This window comes from Streptococcus sp. 343_SSPC (genome assembly GCF_001072385.1).
Taxonomy (GTDB): domain Bacteria; phylum Bacillota; class Bacilli; order Lactobacillales; family Streptococcaceae; genus Streptococcus.
The window spans coordinates 29,640-46,137 of sequence record NZ_JVKU01000021.1 but is presented as its reverse complement, the minus strand read 5'-3'; the positions used below and the strand labels follow the sequence as shown (position 1 = coordinate 46,137).

At 42.0% G+C, this 16,498-nt stretch carries 18 protein-coding genes and 1 tRNA gene; 3 read left to right on the top strand and 16 right to left on the bottom strand.

From position 1 onward, the window contains the following. Window positions 1–52 precede the first annotated feature (52 nt). The 8 genes from ADH27_RS06665 to ADH27_RS06630 all read right to left on the bottom strand — a co-directional run bounded on the left by ADH27_RS06665 (window position 53) and on the right by ADH27_RS06630 (window position 5,917). Window positions 53–838 carry an ABC transporter permease gene (locus tag ADH27_RS06665; protein WP_003013947.1) on the bottom strand — a complete coding sequence of 262 codons (786 nt, stop codon included), beginning with the start codon at window positions 836–838 and terminating at the stop codon, window positions 53–55. 1 nt (window position 839) lies between these two features. Beyond that, window positions 840–1,634 (bottom strand): ABC transporter permease, encoded by a 795-nt coding sequence (locus ADH27_RS06660; RefSeq protein WP_003013825.1) that lies wholly within the window; start codon window positions 1,632–1,634, stop codon window positions 840–842. Beyond that, a complete protein-coding gene (locus ADH27_RS06655; RefSeq protein ID WP_003010129.1) occupies window positions 1,631–2,617 on the bottom strand; it encodes an ABC transporter ATP-binding protein in 987 nt (328 codons plus the stop codon). The genes ADH27_RS06660 and ADH27_RS06655 overlap by 4 nt, the downstream gene beginning before the upstream one ends. 648 nt (window positions 2,618–3,265) lie before the next feature. Continuing rightward, a tRNA-Arg gene (locus tag ADH27_RS06650) sits at window positions 3,266–3,337 on the bottom strand. Between the two features lie 44 nt (window positions 3,338–3,381). After that, the gene (gene rplS / locus ADH27_RS06645) at window positions 3,382–3,729 is read right to left on the bottom strand and encodes a 50S ribosomal protein L19 (protein ID WP_003003254.1); all 348 of its coding nucleotides are present in this window, start codon (window positions 3,727–3,729) and stop codon (window positions 3,382–3,384) included. A 117-nt stretch (window positions 3,730–3,846) separates the two neighbouring features. Then, complete coding sequence (locus ADH27_RS06640; protein ID WP_048716818.1) at window positions 3,847–5,058, bottom strand: chloride channel protein; 1,212 nt, start codon at window positions 5,056–5,058, stop codon at window positions 3,847–3,849. Between the two features lie 9 nt (window positions 5,059–5,067). Continuing rightward, the gene (locus ADH27_RS06635; protein WP_048716815.1) at window positions 5,068–5,340 is read right to left on the bottom strand and encodes a chorismate mutase; all 273 of its coding nucleotides are present in this window, start codon (window positions 5,338–5,340) and stop codon (window positions 5,068–5,070) included. A gap of 133 nt (window positions 5,341–5,473) precedes the next feature. Continuing rightward, window positions 5,474–5,917 (bottom strand): flavodoxin, encoded by a 444-nt coding sequence (locus tag ADH27_RS06630; RefSeq protein ID WP_023026746.1) that lies wholly within the window; start codon window positions 5,915–5,917, stop codon window positions 5,474–5,476. A gap of 176 nt (window positions 5,918–6,093) precedes the next feature. Here ADH27_RS06630 and ADH27_RS06625 point away from each other — a divergent pair, with 176 nt between their 5' ends. From ADH27_RS06625 to ADH27_RS06615, 3 genes are all read left to right on the top strand, one after another. Further along, on the top strand, window positions 6,094–7,032 hold the full coding sequence (locus ADH27_RS06625; protein ID WP_048716826.1) for a DHH family phosphoesterase: 939 nt from the start codon (window positions 6,094–6,096) through the stop codon (window positions 7,030–7,032). Window positions 7,033–7,211: 179 nt separating this feature from the next. After that, complete coding sequence (locus ADH27_RS06620; RefSeq protein WP_048716812.1) at window positions 7,212–8,225, top strand: hypothetical protein; 1,014 nt, start codon at window positions 7,212–7,214, stop codon at window positions 8,223–8,225. Between the two features lie 221 nt (window positions 8,226–8,446). After that, window positions 8,447–8,689, top strand: a complete 243-nt coding sequence (locus ADH27_RS06615; protein ID WP_023023047.1) for a type B 50S ribosomal protein L31 — start codon at window positions 8,447–8,449, stop codon at window positions 8,687–8,689. A gap of 101 nt (window positions 8,690–8,790) precedes the next feature. Here the strand turns inward: ADH27_RS06615 and ldcB are convergent, their stop codons facing one another. The 8 genes from ldcB to ADH27_RS06575 form a co-directional block, all read right to left on the bottom strand. Next, complete coding sequence (gene ldcB / locus ADH27_RS06610) at window positions 8,791–9,564, bottom strand: LD-carboxypeptidase LdcB/DacB (RefSeq protein WP_048716809.1); 774 nt, start codon at window positions 9,562–9,564, stop codon at window positions 8,791–8,793. A gap of 10 nt (window positions 9,565–9,574) precedes the next feature. Continuing rightward, window positions 9,575–11,365 carry a TcaA second domain-containing protein gene (locus tag ADH27_RS10430; protein ID WP_223355909.1) on the bottom strand — a complete coding sequence of 597 codons (1,791 nt, stop codon included), beginning with the start codon at window positions 11,363–11,365 and terminating at the stop codon, window positions 9,575–9,577. A 78-nt stretch (window positions 11,366–11,443) separates the two neighbouring features. Continuing rightward, on the bottom strand, window positions 11,444–12,700 hold the full coding sequence (locus ADH27_RS06600; RefSeq protein WP_048716806.1) for a DUF6574 domain-containing protein: 1,257 nt from the start codon (window positions 12,698–12,700) through the stop codon (window positions 11,444–11,446). A gap of 98 nt (window positions 12,701–12,798) precedes the next feature. Then, complete coding sequence (locus ADH27_RS06595) at window positions 12,799–13,080, bottom strand: rhodanese-like domain-containing protein (protein WP_048716802.1); 282 nt, start codon at window positions 13,078–13,080, stop codon at window positions 12,799–12,801. A gap of 21 nt (window positions 13,081–13,101) precedes the next feature. Continuing rightward, the gene (locus tag ADH27_RS06590) at window positions 13,102–13,593 is read right to left on the bottom strand and encodes a prolyl-tRNA synthetase associated domain-containing protein (protein WP_048716800.1); all 492 of its coding nucleotides are present in this window, start codon (window positions 13,591–13,593) and stop codon (window positions 13,102–13,104) included. Between the two features lie 24 nt (window positions 13,594–13,617). Further along, complete coding sequence (locus ADH27_RS06585; RefSeq protein WP_048716797.1) at window positions 13,618–14,220, bottom strand: uracil-DNA glycosylase family protein; 603 nt, start codon at window positions 14,218–14,220, stop codon at window positions 13,618–13,620. Window positions 14,221–14,272: 52 nt separating this feature from the next. Next, the gene (gene pepV / locus ADH27_RS06580; protein ID WP_048716794.1) at window positions 14,273–15,679 is read right to left on the bottom strand and encodes a dipeptidase PepV; all 1,407 of its coding nucleotides are present in this window, start codon (window positions 15,677–15,679) and stop codon (window positions 14,273–14,275) included. Window positions 15,680–15,815: 136 nt separating this feature from the next. After that, window positions 15,816–16,421: a nitroreductase family protein gene (locus ADH27_RS06575; protein ID WP_048716790.1), complete on the bottom strand. Its 606-nt coding sequence runs from the start codon at window positions 16,419–16,421 to the stop codon at window positions 15,816–15,818. Between the last annotated feature and the right edge of the window lie 77 nt (window positions 16,422–16,498).

Below are 16,498 nucleotides of genomic sequence, written 5' to 3'. Positions count from 1 at the left end.
AAAGTACAGCGAATCACTTCCTTTAGTCAAACATATAACTGAACAACATTGTTTATCTTCCTGCACTTTCATATTTTTTCAATCCTTTTCTAAAAATTGTACGACTGATAATAATCAAAAAAACTGTAAAAACTATTTGATAGAAAAATAGGTTCAATGTATCTTTCCCTAAAAATATTAATACTGCAGGATTGGCAATTAATAAATTGGGAACAAATAACATAGTGATCAATCTGTTAATACCTGTAAAAATATTATATGGATACTTAGAAATTCCAATATAATTCAAAAATACATCTACTTTTGAAAATTTAGTTGGGAACCAAAATGAACTAATCGTTATTAGAAACCAAATTGAATAATATATAATACAACCACACATTAAAGAAAGGATATAAAATAATATTTTTAATGAATTTAAATGTACATTTAAATTTCCATAACTTATAAAAATGATCGCAAGACCAAAAAAAGTATTCACGAATTGAACTAAATTAAATGATCTAAAAATATAGAACAACTGAGTATCAAACGGCCTCAATAAAATTTGATCCAAGTTACCACTCAAAATATCTGATTCTAAAATTCCCATACTTCTAATTAACAATCCCATCATAACTCCATCTACAATAGTGTAGGAACCTACCAAAAATAAAATTTGATAATAGTCCCAACCATTAAAAGAGTCTATGTTTAAGAAAATCAATCTAAAAAATACAATAGGTAAACCAATCCACAGTATCGACGAAAATAGACCACAAAAGAAGTCAAAATGAAAATTCATATCAGATTTAAAACCAAAATGAAGTAGCCTAAAAATTACTTTTATTCTAAACATTTTATCCTCCCACATTTGAGAAGTGCTCCACTCCTTTTCTCAATATGAATCTTGATATAATATAAAAAATGATGCACCAAATCAATTGAATACAAATAATTCTCAAATAGTCTATTAATTTATATGTATCATTACTAAACATCTGAAGCGGTTCATATACTAAGTATTTAAAAGGTAATACATCTAAAAACAGACGAAAATTATTTGAAAAAAAACTTAAAGGCAATAATATTCCTGATAAAAACTGAATTACTATTTCTTTAACAGTAAGGACAAAAAATATATTTTCTAACCAAAAAGAAAGCATACCTACACAACATGATATTAAAAACCATAGAACCATAGATAGAATAATTGCAATACTTCCTAAAATAAGAATTTCAATGGTTAATAACTCATTCTTGTAATAAACACTGGAGAATAAAATGACAGGAATGATGATAAATAATAAATGAGCAAGCCTATCTCCAAGCATTTTACAAAAATAATACTTATAAAAAGTAACAGGTTTTATTAATATGCTAAAAAAATTTCCTGAATGAACATCGTCATTGATTTCCCAATCAACTGGATAAAAAACAAAATATGAAAAAATTATAGTCCCCAAATAGTATTGAACCATTGAGGTAAAATCATATCCTGCTATATTTATCTGGTTACTCTGATATATATACGTCCATAAAAATACTGATATCATAATTTGTATACTTGCCTGTAACATTAACAATAGTACACTTGATTTATAGTTCAAAATAGATCGAAATGATATCAGAATAATAGACATTTCTTTTTTCAATTGTGCTCCTTTTTTGTAAAATAGTTTTGTAAAATAATTTCTTCTAAAGAAAGATTTGATATTTCAAAATCTTCTATATCTACAAGCTTATTGATTGATTCTAATGTCTCAAAGACAAAATCTCTAGGTATTTTTAGTATACATTCCGATTTTGTTTGAGAAATGACTACTACTCCTTTAACAGAGCATAACTCTGGTACCAAATCTAATGTCATTTTTATCTTTAAATATTTAAAATCAGAAAATTTAGATAAAATAACATCCATTGACTCCTGCAAAATAATTTTTCCTTTGTCAATGACGATTAATTCGTCACAAACAGACGAAATATCATCCATATCATGACTCGTTAAAATAATAGTAGTATGACATTCTTCATTCATTTTCTTTAAAAATGTTCTGATATCTTTTTTAGACTGTATATCTAACCCTATAGTAGGCTCGTCTAAAAATAATATTTCCGGACTTGTTAAAGATGCCGCGATAAACTCCATTTTCATTTTTTGTCCAAGAGAGAGGGTCCGGACCTGCTGGTAAAGCTGATCTTTTACATTCAACAAATTGCTTAATTCCTGAATTCGTTCTTGTAAAATCGCCGGTTCTACCTCATATAAAGTACCAATCAATTGAAAATAATCCATAGCCGAAACATCTTGAAATAACTGTAATTTATTTCCTACTACTATTGAAATTTTTTTTCTAAAATTTATACTTCTTTTAAATGGAATTTCTCCATTCACTTCTAATTTTCCGGAACTAGGATAAAGAGTCCCAGTCAACATTTTAATCGTTGTGGATTTACCAGCTCCATTACTCCCAATAAAGCCAACTATACTCCCTCTCTTAATCGTAAAACTAATATCTTGAACAGCTCGAATCGTTATTTGATTACGTTTCAAAAATCTCTTGATAAATGGGAGTCTTGAATCAAAATTATAAAAATTTTTAGATAAATTCTGAGCATTAATAACTATTTCACTCATATATCTCTCCTTTCGATAAAATATATTTACTTGTACTTTTTCCATACTTTACCAAAATGCTAAAGATTGAGCTAAAATCTTCGGGATGGGTAAAATAATAGATGTTAAATATATGTCTTCGTGTACTTCTGTTATTAAATCAATAATCCTCTGACTACTCTTAGAAGATATCAAAAATTCCGACCACAACGTTTCTTATTGATTTTATAACGGTTATAGTAATCATACATTTAAAGATTCAAATTCCATAATCCATTCCTTGCTATTCATAAATTACCTCCATTTTTTATAGTCAGTCTAATATCTACAATTTTCTATATAATATTATTGTATCATTATATTATATATTCGTATATAAATAAGACAATATTCCTCATAACTAATTTACATTAAACAGAGATAAATCAGTCAAAAATTAATTATTTAACTAACATAGCGAGCATAAATAACTTATACCTATAAAGACTTACTCCTATGATCTACTTAACCTCATAATCATCAAAATCAAAACAAATATTTAGTCAAATTTTGGTCACACTTTGGTCAAAAAAACAAAATATACTATACTATTTTAAAAAACTAAATTGTGATGATTGCCTATAAATAAAGACTTTGAATATTCTTTATGTTTCTTTACGCTTCTTAAAATGTCCCCTGCCGGAATCGAACCAGCAACTACTCCTTAGGAGGGAGTTGTTATATCCATTGAACTAAGGGGACCTATAAAAAAAAGAAGCGAGATCACTCCCGCCTCCTTGTTCGTCTTAACGACGGATTTCTTTAATACGAGCTGCTTTACCTTGCAATGCACGAAGGTAGTACAATTTCGCACGACGTACTTTACCGTAACGTACTACTTCAATCTTTTCTACACGTGGAGTGTGTACTGGGAATGTACGTTCAACACCGACACCGTTAGAGATTTTACGAACAGTGTACATTTCAGTGTGTCCTTGACCTTTACGAGCGATAACAACGCCTTCAAAGATCTGGATACGTTCACGAGATCCTTCGACAACTTTCGCGTGTACACGAACAGTGTCACCAGGACGGAATGCAGGGATATCAGTACGAAGTTGACCTTCAGTCAAGCTTTGGATTAATGGATTCATTTTATTCTCCTATCTTCGTCAATCTTGAGGGTTACTCCCTCAGCGGATAAACTGTATTTTTGTGCTTCCATTACGCACAAAGTTTATAATACCAAAAGAATGTCCGTTTGTAAAGGATTATTGCAACTTTTTCGCAACTTTTTGTCCACCATAGATAGACAGGGCTGGAAAGAGACGCGTAGCGACCAGACAGACCAAGAGAAAGGCTGGCCAATGCTGAAAACCAAAGACCTCACATCCGATCAAGATGGGGCCAATGGTCGTTGAGGTCGCCCCGGCAAAGACTGCCGCATAGCCCAAGGCAGCTACCAGATAAACCGGCAGTCCAAAGAAAGGAGCTAGCCATACACCTAGACTTGCCCCGATAGAAAAGAGCGGGGTCACTTCTCCTCCCTTATAGCCTGCCGCTATGGTCGTTACCGTAAAGAGGAGCTTGAGGATCCAGTCTGCCCCAGTGATCAAGCTCTTGCTATCGGCACCTTCAAAGCTTTGGGAGATCAGGTTGGTTCCCAGTCCTGTATAGCGACCTGTCCCAATCAGATACAAGAGAATACTCAGACTGAGACCGACCACTCCAATCCGCACATAGGGATTGGAAAAGGTCTTGGCAAAGCTAGTTTTTAACTGCCCCAAAAGATAGGCAAAGAGCTTACCTGTCAGACCAAAGATGACTCCTAAGACCAGCAACTGCAAGAATACGTGAGGCGATAGGGAGAGCTTGTCTGAAATGACCTGAGTGAACTTCTCTAGCCCCAAGGTGTAAGAGGTCCAGCTAGCGACAAAGGCTGCGATGGTAGCAGGATAGAGAGCCCGCCACTCCAGTCTTCCAACCACTAAGACCTCCATAGCAAAGAAGATGGCAGCTAGAGGCGTCTGAAAGAGCCCGCCGAAGCCGGCAGCCATCCCAGTGACCAAATAGACCCGTGAATCGTCTGGGCCAAGATCCTCTCTTCGTAGAGCATGGGCCACCGTCCCACCGAGCTGGACCGCTACTCCTTCGCGACCAGCTGACCCACCAAAGAGATGCGTCATCCAGGTAGAAAGAATAGTCAAAGGGATCAAGCGCTTGGGAATGTCTTTCTCCCTTCCCTCACCCACTTCAAAGAGGAGCTCCATCCCTTTTTGACTCTTGCCCCCATAGGTGCGATTGAGATAGGTGATCAAAATACCTGCTAGAGCCAGAAAGGGCAAGAGATAGAGGAGATAGTCTGTACGAACTTCTCCAATCCCGATCAAGACACGCCCAAAGAGGGTATCAATCACCCCAACGATTGCCCCGATTATAAGGGCATCTAGGGTATAAACTAAGGTTCTTTTACTCATCGTCATCTCTGCACCCTAGTCCGCATCTAACTGATCGGCCTGGTAGCCTCTAGAGCGCTTCATCAAATCCCGATAAGTGGCAAGGATGGTCTCTTCATAGCGTTTTTCCTGGACCAAGCCGGCTACATTGGCTAAGACCTCATCTTCTCTAGCTCGATCCAAGACTGGGTTTTGATGGGTTTCTTTGTAGCGAATGACATCTTCCACACAGTGCATCCGGCGTTCTAATAGACGGACCAATTCTTTATCAATACTGTCAATCTCTTGGCGAATCTTCTCTAGTTCCATACACTGGCCTCCTTACTTTTTGCTACCCATTTTATCAAAAATCGTGCAATCTTACTAGCCCTATCCAGCTATTGAAGATTTTCAACCATAAAAAAAGCGCCTGCGACATGCAAACACCTTTCTTAGCTATGGATTAGCCCACTTTTGCTACGACTTCTTCTGCAAAAGCTTCTAATTTTTCAATATCTTCATCTTCAGCTGACAAGTCTACCTTTACGCACTCAGAACCTTTAACCGCACCAGTCGCTGCAAAGACACGATCAAAGTCATCGACTGCCTTACAGAACTCGTCGTAGAAGGTATCACCGGATCCAACAACACCGTAGATTTTACCATTCAAGTCAAGACCCGCTAAGTCTTCATAAAAGTCTACGATTTCATCAGGAAGCTCACCATCACCGTAGGTATAGGTCGCTACGACTGCAATATCAGCTTCAAGAAAGTCCTCTGCGTCTACTGTTGTACATTCGTCGACTTCTACTTCGACACCAAGATCACGAAACTTATCTGCTACGATATCAGCAATCTCTTCTGTATTTCCTGTCATACTTGCAAAAACAATCTTTGCTAATGTCATAATTCCCTCCAAATAATAATCTTATGACATTATACCACTTTCGCGCGCATTTTGCATAGTCAAGTACTAAGAGCCTAGCATTGTTCGGAAATTCTACACCAGAGGCTAGACAACCTTTTTCTTTTCCAAATGCCCTCCTTATGCTAAAATTGAAAGAGAATTAAATGAGGTACTATATGCAGATCACACAGGACATTTTAGAGAAAATCAACCACTACGATACCATAATCCTTCACCGCCATATGAATCCGGATCCTGACGCGATTGGAAGCCAGGTTGGTCTGAAAGAGATCATCCAGACCAACTTCCCAGACAAAAGAGTCCTAGCTACCGGCTATAACGAGCCGACACTTGCTTGGATGGCTAGCATGGATACTGTTACAGATGAGGACTATGCAGGTGCCTTGGTCATTGTCTGCGATACTGCCAACACTCCTCGCATCGATGACAAACGCTACACGAGTGGCGATTTTCTGATCAAGATCGACCACCATCCAAACGATGATGCCTACGGAGATCTCCTCTGGGTAGACACAGATTCAAGCTCTACGAGTGAGCTTATCACCCTCTTCGCTCTTGAACAACAGCTTGAGATTAGTCCAGAAGCAGCCCGTCTCCTCTATGCTGGTATTGTCGGAGACACTGGACGTTTTCTCTACCCTTCGACGACCAGCCGGACTTTCGAGATGGCTGCCCACCTTCGTAGCTTTGACTTTGATTTTGCAGGTCTTTCTCGTCAGATGGACAGCATGAGCTCCAAGATCGCCAAGCTTCAAGGCTATATCTATGATCATCTCGAAATCGATGAAAATGGAGCTAGTCGCGTAACCCTGACCCAGGAGCTCCTCAAACATTACCAAATCACAGATGCCGAGACTGCTGCGATCGTCTCAGCACCTGGTCGGATCGAAGACGTCAGCGTCTGGGCTATCTTTGTCGAGCAAGCTGACGGCCACTACCGCGTCCGTATGAGAAGTAAGGCTCTGGTGATCAATGAGATTGCCAAACGCCACGATGGTGGAGGTCACCCACTCGCCAGTGGAGCCAATTCTTATTCCTTAGAAGAAAACGAGCAAATCTATCGAGAACTACAGGAAGTTGCCAAGGCCAAATAGATAGTGAAAATCAAGCAAGCAGGTCAGTCGTTTCTAGTGGAGACGATTGGCCTTTTTTCATTTTACACAAAAACGAATGAATTTTAATAACATTTAGAAAAATGTGAACGATTTCTTAAATTTCCATTCCAGTTTGAGCTAATTTATGCTATAATAATCACAAAAAAAGGAGACGTTTTATGCATAAACATCGTATTTTTATCATCGTCGCAGCAGCTCTTACTGCCATTTCTACCTTTTTGCCATGGAGTACATTAAATGGTGGATCCTTCGGAAGTTATTCTTTCAGTGGAATTCAAGGTGAATTTGGATGGGTCATCGTTGTCCTAGCTATTGGTGCCATCGTTCTAGCTTGCCTTCCAAACATTGCTCCACCAATGAACAAGAATTTTTCTATTGGTGTCATTGCTATCGGTATTCTTGAAAGCTTAATTACGATCATCACTATGTTTAGAGTCTTTGGTGCTTCATCTCAATTCGGTGATGGCTTTTCTATTGGTTTTGGTTTGATTATTGCAGTCATTGCAAGTATTGCTATTGTGGTCACAGGACTCCTTGCTATGTCTGGTGGTAAAATCACTAAAGGGACATTCCAAGAACTTGCATCAACAAGTAGAGGATTCGCACAGTCTGTTGCATCATCTGTCCAATCACCACAACAACCGGGTCAACCTGGACAACAACAATGGCAACAACCGCAACAAGGGTTTGGTCAGCCTGCCCCAGGACAAGGATTCCAACAAGCGTCTCAACAAGGATTTGGTCAACCTGCTCCAGGACAAGGGTTCCAACAAGCGCCTCAACAAGGGTTTGGTCAACCTGGTCAACAACAATGGCAACAACCGCAACAAGGATTTGGTCAGCCTGCCCCAGGACAAGGGTTCCAACAAGCGCCTCAACAAGGGTTTGGTCAACCTGGACAACAACAATGGCAACAACCGCAACAAGGATTTGGTCAACCTGCTCCGGGACAAGGGTTCCAACAAGCGCCTCAACAACCTCAGCAAGGGTTCCAACAAGCGCCTCAACAAGGGTTCCAACAAGCGCCTCAACAGCCTCAACAAGGGTTCCAACAAGCGCCTCAACAGCCTCAACAAGGGTTCCAACAAGCGCCTCAACAAGCTTGGCAACCACAAGAGCAACAGCAACCTCAACAACCAGAACAGCCAACTACTGAACCTGGTCAAGAATAAAAAGATTTCTATTGATCTTATATGGCTAACTATTCCTTTCTAGGGTTGTTAGTCGGAGTGGGAAAGCTTACCTAACAGGATAGGCTTCTCCCACTTTTTTTCTTTATAAAATACGAAAAATTTGGTAAAAATCCTTGCCAAACTCATTTGTTTTTGATAAACTAACTTAGTAACAATCTATGGCTCGGAAAGAGACCATGGCAGAAAGGAATTATTGCAAAATGAAAAAAGATATCCATCCAGAATATCGCCCTGTTGTCTTCATGGACACTACTACTGGTTATAAGTTCCTTAGTGGTTCAACTAAGTACTCTAACGAGACTGTTGAATTCGAAGGTGAAACTTACCCATTGATCCGTGTTGAAATTTCATCAGACTCACACCCATTCTACACTGGACGTCAAAAGTTCACTCAAGCAGATGGACGTGTGGATCGTTTCAACAAAAAATACGGTCTCAAATAAGAAACCAATCAAAACCACTTCCACTTGGCAGTGGTTTTTTCTTGTCCTTGTCCGCACAAAAATACCGCTCCTTCAGACTTCCTGAAAGGGCGGTTTTTGTATTATTCGTAGTCGCCACCGGTAAAGTTAAAGTATTCTTCTAGGCTTTTTCCTGAAGCTGCGACGTCTTTTGCATCTTCTCCAATATAGCGAAGGTGCCAACTTTCCGGCATGTAGCCTGTGCTCGCTTCTTTTCCTTCTTGATAGCGGACGATAAAGCCATACTTAGCAGCATTCTTGAGCAACCATTTGCTTGCGCCTGCTTCTTGGACCAGATTGCCACTAGTATCGATGAGGTCAAATGCTAGACCTGTCTGGTGCTCACTATAGCCAGGACGAGCTGAGTAGCGATCTGCTGCAGCTGCTCCGTCTTGATTGACATAGCTTTGGTAGAGAACAACCTGGGTCTCATAACTGCGGAAACCACTGTATTGATCGCTGATAGCATAGCCTTCTGCCTGCATGGCTGCAATCAACTCGTGCAAGGCCGCAACAGCTGTCGGATCCTCACCTGGATTGTAGTCTGCAGCTAAGGGGTAGTGCTTGTTGGCGATGACGATATCCCCAGACTTTCCTTGAACACTGTAGTAAGAACCATTGAAAGAAACGCCTTTGTCTACTGTGACTTCGCCTGCCTTCTTCGTTGACTTGTCGCTATCATCAGATGAAGTTGCTTCAGAAGCACTGGTTTCTTTGCCGGCTGACGACTGAGCGACTTGCTTACTGGAAGCAGGCTCTTTTTGAGATGAGCTCTTTGATTCCTTTTGTTGGCCACAAGCACCTAGGCTCAACAGAACCAGGCCAGCAAGCGTCCATTTTGTCATGCTTAATTTCATCATAAACCTCCTAATTACCAGCCGTGACCGCAATAGCCGTAATCACGTAAGTATCCCCCACAGGTTTTAGGGTGTAGGTCTTGTCCTTGCTACTCTGGCTATCTTTTCGGCTGGTCACATAGTGTACAGTATATTCTTCGTGGGTTTTCACGATGATCATTCCGTTCTCTTCGGTAACGCTGAGAACGTTGAAAACACCTGGTGTATAGTAGTCGATTTCAGCCTTCTTGACGCCTCCACCTGTCGTCCACTCCACCATTTCCTTGTAGGCATCACTTGAAGTGTCATAGTACTTGGAGTAGGTGTTGGATCTACTTGAGACAGATGAGAAGATTTCTGTCCGGTAGTCTTGGAGGAAGGAGGTGATAGCAGTTTTCTTCTCTTCTGCCTTCTTGGCTTCTTCTTCCTTGGCTTTACGAGCTGTTTCTGCATCTTTCAATCGTTTAGCCACATCCTTAGAAAGCTTCAAGGTGATGACTTCATCGTCATCAGGAGTTTCACCGATTGTAACCTTGGTCTTTTCAGTTGTATAGCTCTCATTGTTGAGACTAAAGACTGCATGGACCTCGATTTCTTGATGGGCTACGACGTCGACTTCAAATAAAGTACTTGTGCCGACTTCCTTGCCATTCACGGCTACCTTGATATCCGTTGGATTGCTGACTTCCTCTGGGAATTCAATTTCCAGAAGTCGTTTCTCAGAATTGAAGGTCAAGTCCAGCTTATTCTTAGAAGCTTGAGCTGGATCTAGCTTGACCTCACTAGAAATCTTTCCAACTTCGGTCTTACCGTCCAGTTGCATGTCTCGTGGCGCAAAGTGAACCTTTCCAAGTTTGGTGGTTTGGTTCTTTTTGAGCACTGTCGACTCTTTTTCACTGGTCTTAAGCTTGGCATCATCCAGATTCGTAGTTGCTGTGACTTCAAGTGGATAGGTTGCGATGCGGTATTCTTGGAAGATACCGAATTTCTTATCCGCCTTCTCGATTCCAATCAGTAGATTCTGATTTTTGTCCTTGACGATCCCTGTTTTTGAAGACTGGGCGATATGATCTAATTCGTAAATGACATCGATCTTCTGAGCCGTCATGTAGTCAAGCAAGCCTTGAGCTTCTTCCTTGGTCCACTTGTCCTTGTCATTTGATAGGATGCTAGCCACTTCCCGGTAATCCTTTTGTTCAATGGCTGTGACCAATTTGTCTACTGTCACCTGTGGGCCCGTAGTTGTTGAGAAGTAATAGCCTAGTCCAGACAAGGCCAAGACCAACAAAGCCAAAATACTGAAGAAGAAAACTTTCTTTTTCTTGCCCTTTTTCTCTTTTTTGACTTTCTTTTCTTTCTTTTTCTTGCCTTTCTTGCCAGCTTCTTCTTGCTCTGGCGCTTCTACTGGCACTAGGGCTTCAACTGGCTGGGACAGACTTTCTGGAGCTTCTGATGGACTCTCCACTGGCGCGAAGACCTGTGTTGTTTGATTGGTCTCATCCAAGTGAATCGTTGGAGCAGGTCCTTCTACGATTTCAAAGTTCTGGCTACGAGCTGATTCAATCTCTTCTGGAAGTGGCGCACGTCCATAGAGGGCGAAGAAACGCTCTTCCCAGGCCTGTTGGAGTGGATTTACAACTGCTTCTACCACTTCCTGCTCTCCTAGCCCTGGCACTTCTGGCGCCACTTGGTCGATAGCTACTCCGGCAATTGATTTGATTGCCTTAAAATCAAAGCCGGAATCTCTTCCGGCAATGAATTCTTCAGGAGTAGGTTTGCGACCGATTACTTTTTCAAATAATTCTACCCATTTTTTGTTCATCGGTTTGTTCTCCTAAAACCTAAATTATTTTTATCCGATAGTTGTTGAACAAGATATTATGACCGTTTCCCTATCTGATTAGAAGAAGGAAGCGATATAGAAGGATACTTGTTCTAAAATGCGTCTGTCAATGATGCCAACAATGGTGAAGATGACAAGAATGACTGCTGTAGAAGCAAGGAGTAACAAGAATTTGTCAGCTTTGAATTTTGTTCTGTTCAAACCTTGGTAAACAGTATATAGCAAGCCCAAGAAATAGAGAACGAAGATCAAAGATAGAAGGAAGCTAAATCCTTCAAAGTACTTGACTAGAGAAAGGATCAAGACAATGAGGGATGCAGGCAAGGCATAGATAGACAAGCGAGCAAACTCATCAAATGAACGTTTGTAGGTGTATTCTTTATCTTGCAAGACAAGGTTACGAACCAAGAAACCAGTTAACTGAGTGGCGTAAAGTGTAAAGAAAGTTACAATGACAATCAACAAGTAAGCAGTAAATCCTACCTGAGCGTATGGGAAGGCACTCGCCACGAAGAATAGTGAGAGGCTAAGGATAAATGCTGTTAACACATAATGAAGGATACCATTCAAGATTTTTGGTTGATTTTCTACTGTTGGGCGAGCCAAAGCAGAAACGATCCATGACCAGAATCCTTTCATCGCTTGACCAAAAGCGTTTGGTTGAGCAGGTTGTACATAATAGGCTTGACCTGGTTGAGGTTGACCTGGATAAGGTGCTTGTTGGAAGCCTTGACCTGGAGCTTGCCCTGGAGCTGGTTGACCAAATCCTGGTTGTGGCTGTTGTTGAGGCGCTTGTTGGAAGCCGTTTGGTTGAGCACCAAAGACTGGTGCTTCTGGAGCAGCATTGAATTGTGGCGCTTCTTGAACTGGTGCTTCTGGCGCAGCAGTATATTGTGGCGCTTCTTGAACTGGTGCTTCAGGCGTAGCAGTATATTGTGGCGCTTCTGGTGCAGCAGCAAATTGTGGCGCTTCTTGCACTGGCGCTTCTTGCACAGGCGCTTCTGGTGCAGCAGCAAATTGTGGCGCCTCTTGAACTGGTGCCTCTGGCGCAGCAGTGAATTGTGGCGCTTCTTGAACTGGTGCCTCTGGTGCAGCAACGTACTGTGAAGTCACTTCTTCTGGTGCAGCTGGAGCAGCAACAAAGCCAGCGTTTACTTGGTCTGGAGCTACTGGAGCACCTACAAATTGTGAAGCTTCTTGGGCTACCTGTTCTTCTTGGAACTCACCTGCAGCCAACGCTTGAGCGATCTCTGCTTCAGTTGCTGAACGACCGTTCACAGCTTCAAAGTAATCAAGCCAATCCTGTTTGATCATAAAATAATCTCCTTATAAAACAAAATACAGATATATTATATAAAAATTTTAGCTAGAATTCAATGTTCTACCGGAATTCACAAGCTGGGCCATCCCAACTAGTCAAATGCATCCATGCCACCTTGGACGTTGGTTACATCATAGCCCGCTTCTTCCAAAAATTGACAGGCACGGGCTGAGCGCCGACCAGACTTGCAGATGACATAATAGGCTTGGTCTTTGTTCAGCTCTGAATAGCGTTCTGCCAATACTGATAAGGGAAGTAAGGTCACTTCGTCCAGATGAAGAGCATCGTACTCCTCTTGCTCGCGAACATCGACGACGTTAATTTCTTCTGCTTGGTACTTTGTAAAAAAGTCATTAAATGGAATTTCTTTCATGATTTCTCCTTTTTGTTGCCACTATGGCAAGGTTAGTATTTCATAGTTAAAATCAATGGATTCTAAAAAGTGGAATAGGTCTTGGGTTTTGATAAAGATCGTCTTTTCATTCGTGTTAGGATGGAAGGTCATGATTTCCTCTGACACAATGTCCTGATCAAAATAGACGAGAATATCCTTTTCTTCATTGTTTAACAAGCCAAATGGAGATACCGTCCCTGCTGGTAATTGCATTTTTTCTGCCAGAGATTCAGTTGAAGCCATGCGGATCCGATTGGCTCCTACTTGCTCTTTGAAGTCATCCATGTCCAAGAGTTTCTGGTCATCCATGATGAGCAGATAGTACTGGGTTTTCTTTTTGTTGGTTAAAAACATGGTCTTTGTCCGGACCCCTTCGAGACCTTCAATATAGGAATCGGCCTGCTCGGTAGTCAATACTGGTGGATGCTCCACCACATCAAATTCAATCCCGAGCTCGTCCAATTTGGCTTTGACTTTTTGATATGCATCCATGGGAATTCCTCCTATTGGTGGTTATCACTCATTATTCTTTTTGTACTCTCTTAAAATCTGCTGGACCCGAGCCTGAAGAGCCGGCACCACTTCTGCCTCAAACCAGGGATTCTTGGCCATCCAGATCTGATTGCGGGGCGAAGGGTGGACCAGAGGGAAATAGTTGGGCAGGTAGTCCTTGTATCGGCTTACCCGCTCGGTCACCTTGCCACTGACTTTCTCATGGAGATAGTAAGCTTGGGCATACTGGCCGATCAAGAGAGTCAACTCGATATTCGGACACTCCTTAAGGAGCAGAGGGTGCCACTTTTCCGCAAAGTCCTTGCGAGGTGGCAGATCCCCTGACTTGCCATGCCCTGGGAAATAAAAGTCCATGGGAATGACCGCAAATAGACCCGAATGGTAAAAGGTCTCTTCATCGACTCCCAACCACTCCCTAAGACGGTCTCCACTCTTGTCCTTCCAATAGAGGCCGGCTTCTTGTGTTTTCAGTCCAGGTGCCTGTCCGATGATATTGATCCGAGCAGTCTTTGGTGCCGCAAACAAGGGCTCGATCCCTTTATCCGTATAGTTTTTGTTTTGTGGATCGGCCATAATGGCCTCTTTGATCCGCTCCAGTTGATCCATTTCTCCTCCTCTAAGCAAAAACTCAGCCAGCAAGTGCCGACTGAGTAGCATCTTATTTGATGAGTTCGTAGATGGCTTCTGCGTAGATTGCAGCTGCACGGTAGAGATCTTCTACATCCGCAAATTCATTGGCTTGGTGCATTGTGTTCACATAGTCTGGGAACATGGCACCGAAGGCAACCCCGCGTTTTAATAGACGACCAAAGGTTCCGCCACCGATTACTTGCTCATGACCTTTCAGTCCGGTTTGTTTTTCATAGACACGCAAAAGCGTTGAGACCAATTCATCTTCCATAGGAACATAGTGAGGGGTGTGGCCGTGGGCAGACAAGCTGACAGATGCCACTCCTTCTACTTTTTCAAGACCAGCTTTGATGGTTTCTGGATCTGTTCCTTTAGGGTAACGAATGTTCAAGGCAATGGTGTTATCTGAGCTGTTTTCGTCGAAGTTGAAGACACCCGCATTCATGCTGAGAGCCCCCATCTTTTCATCCGTGTGGGCAATGCCAAGCTTCTCACCAGCAAAGTCTTCGTGAAGAAGAGATGCTGACACCTGCAAGTAAGCTTTGGCATCTCCACCGAAGTCAAATTGGTTCAAGAAGAGAGCCAAGTAAGTTGCTCCATTGATCCCAGCTTCTGGAGTAGAGCCGTGGGCAGATTTCCCGATAATGGTGACTTTAAATTTACCGTCATTCTCTGTTGCCACTTCATAACGAAGTTGGTGGTCATTGGCAAAAGCCTCCAAGAGACCAGCTAGGTCTGGTAATTGCCCAGAAACGACTGCTGTCGCTGACTCTGGGACCATGTTTTCACGAAGACCGCCGGTGAAGCTATGAAGATGCGCTTGACCTGTATTTTGACCACCGAAGTGAAGGTACTCAGTAATGTTTCCTTTTTCCCCGTTGATGATTGGGAACTCCGCATCTGGAGAGAAGCCAAAGTATGGATCAGGAAGACCGACATGTTTGAAATAGTAGTCCATATCGCCCCAGCCAGATTCTTCATCAGTACCGACCACGAAGCGCACGCGCTTAGATACAGGTAATCCCAGATCCTTGATAATCTTCAAGCCGTAGTAACAAGCTACTGTAGGCCCCTTGTCATCTGATGAACCACGCGCATAGAGCTTGCCATCGATAATCTCAGGTTTGTAAGGGTCTGTATTCCAGCCACTACCTGCAGGCACCACGTCCATATGGGCAAAGATTCCAAGCTCTTCTTCCCCTTGTCCAAAGGTGAAATGTCCAGCATAGTTGTCTACATTGGTTGTTTCGTAGCCATCACGCTCAGCAATTTCCAAGAATTTCTCAAGGGCTTTGACGGGTCCAGGTCCGTAAGGGTGAGTCGCATCCGCCTGGCTGTCATCCCGTTCTGAGTTGATTTCCAAGAGGCTGAAAAGGTCAGCCATCATTTCTTCGCGGCGTTTTTCTACTTCTGCTTTAAAGTCAATTGTTGTCATGCATTCCTCCGTTATTTCGATTTAAATTGAATCCTCTAGAATCCCTTCAGTGACTATCCACTAGCCTGGCAAAGGATTCTAGAAAACCGGACTTGTATCGTACGAGACGAGGACCATCCGGTTCTTTCTGTTGTTATTAGCGTTTTTCGATAATTTCGTCTACTGGCAAGCGGTAGCTAGGTTCTACCTTCTCTGCTGCGTAACCAACCGTGATTAAGAGTTCTGGACGGAAACGCTCTTCGATTTCCAAGACTTCATTGACTTTTGATTTGTCAAAGCCAAGGATGATGTTTGAGCCGATTCCTTGGTCCGTCAAGGCCAATACCAGGTTCATTGCGACCAATCCAGCATTCAATGCCAAGTAATCGCTAATCTGTTGTTCATTGTAGCGAGCATATTCTGCAGGAAGGTTTTGCATGAAGTATTGCAACTGCTCATCTGAGAAGTTCTTGACCCCACCGACACGCGCAATCTTCCGAGCTCGACGTTGCAAATCGGTATCTGTAAAGAGAGCGATGGTCACAGGTGCTTCCATGACTTGGTCATAGTTCCCACCATAGGCTAGTTTAGCCAATTCCGCATTTTTCTGACGAACGACCACGAATTTCCATGGTTGGCTATTGTGCGCACTTGGCGCCAAGGTCGCAATTTCAATAGCTGTCCGCACATCCTTTGGATCGACCGGTTGGTCTGTGAAATGCTTGATCGCATGACGTTTTTTGTTGAGTTCTAGGAATTTCATAGTCAACTTCCTTTTCTAATTCTATTACCTCTATTTTAACACAAAATGAAAGAGCTTGCAGAGTTTTTTCATTGAGG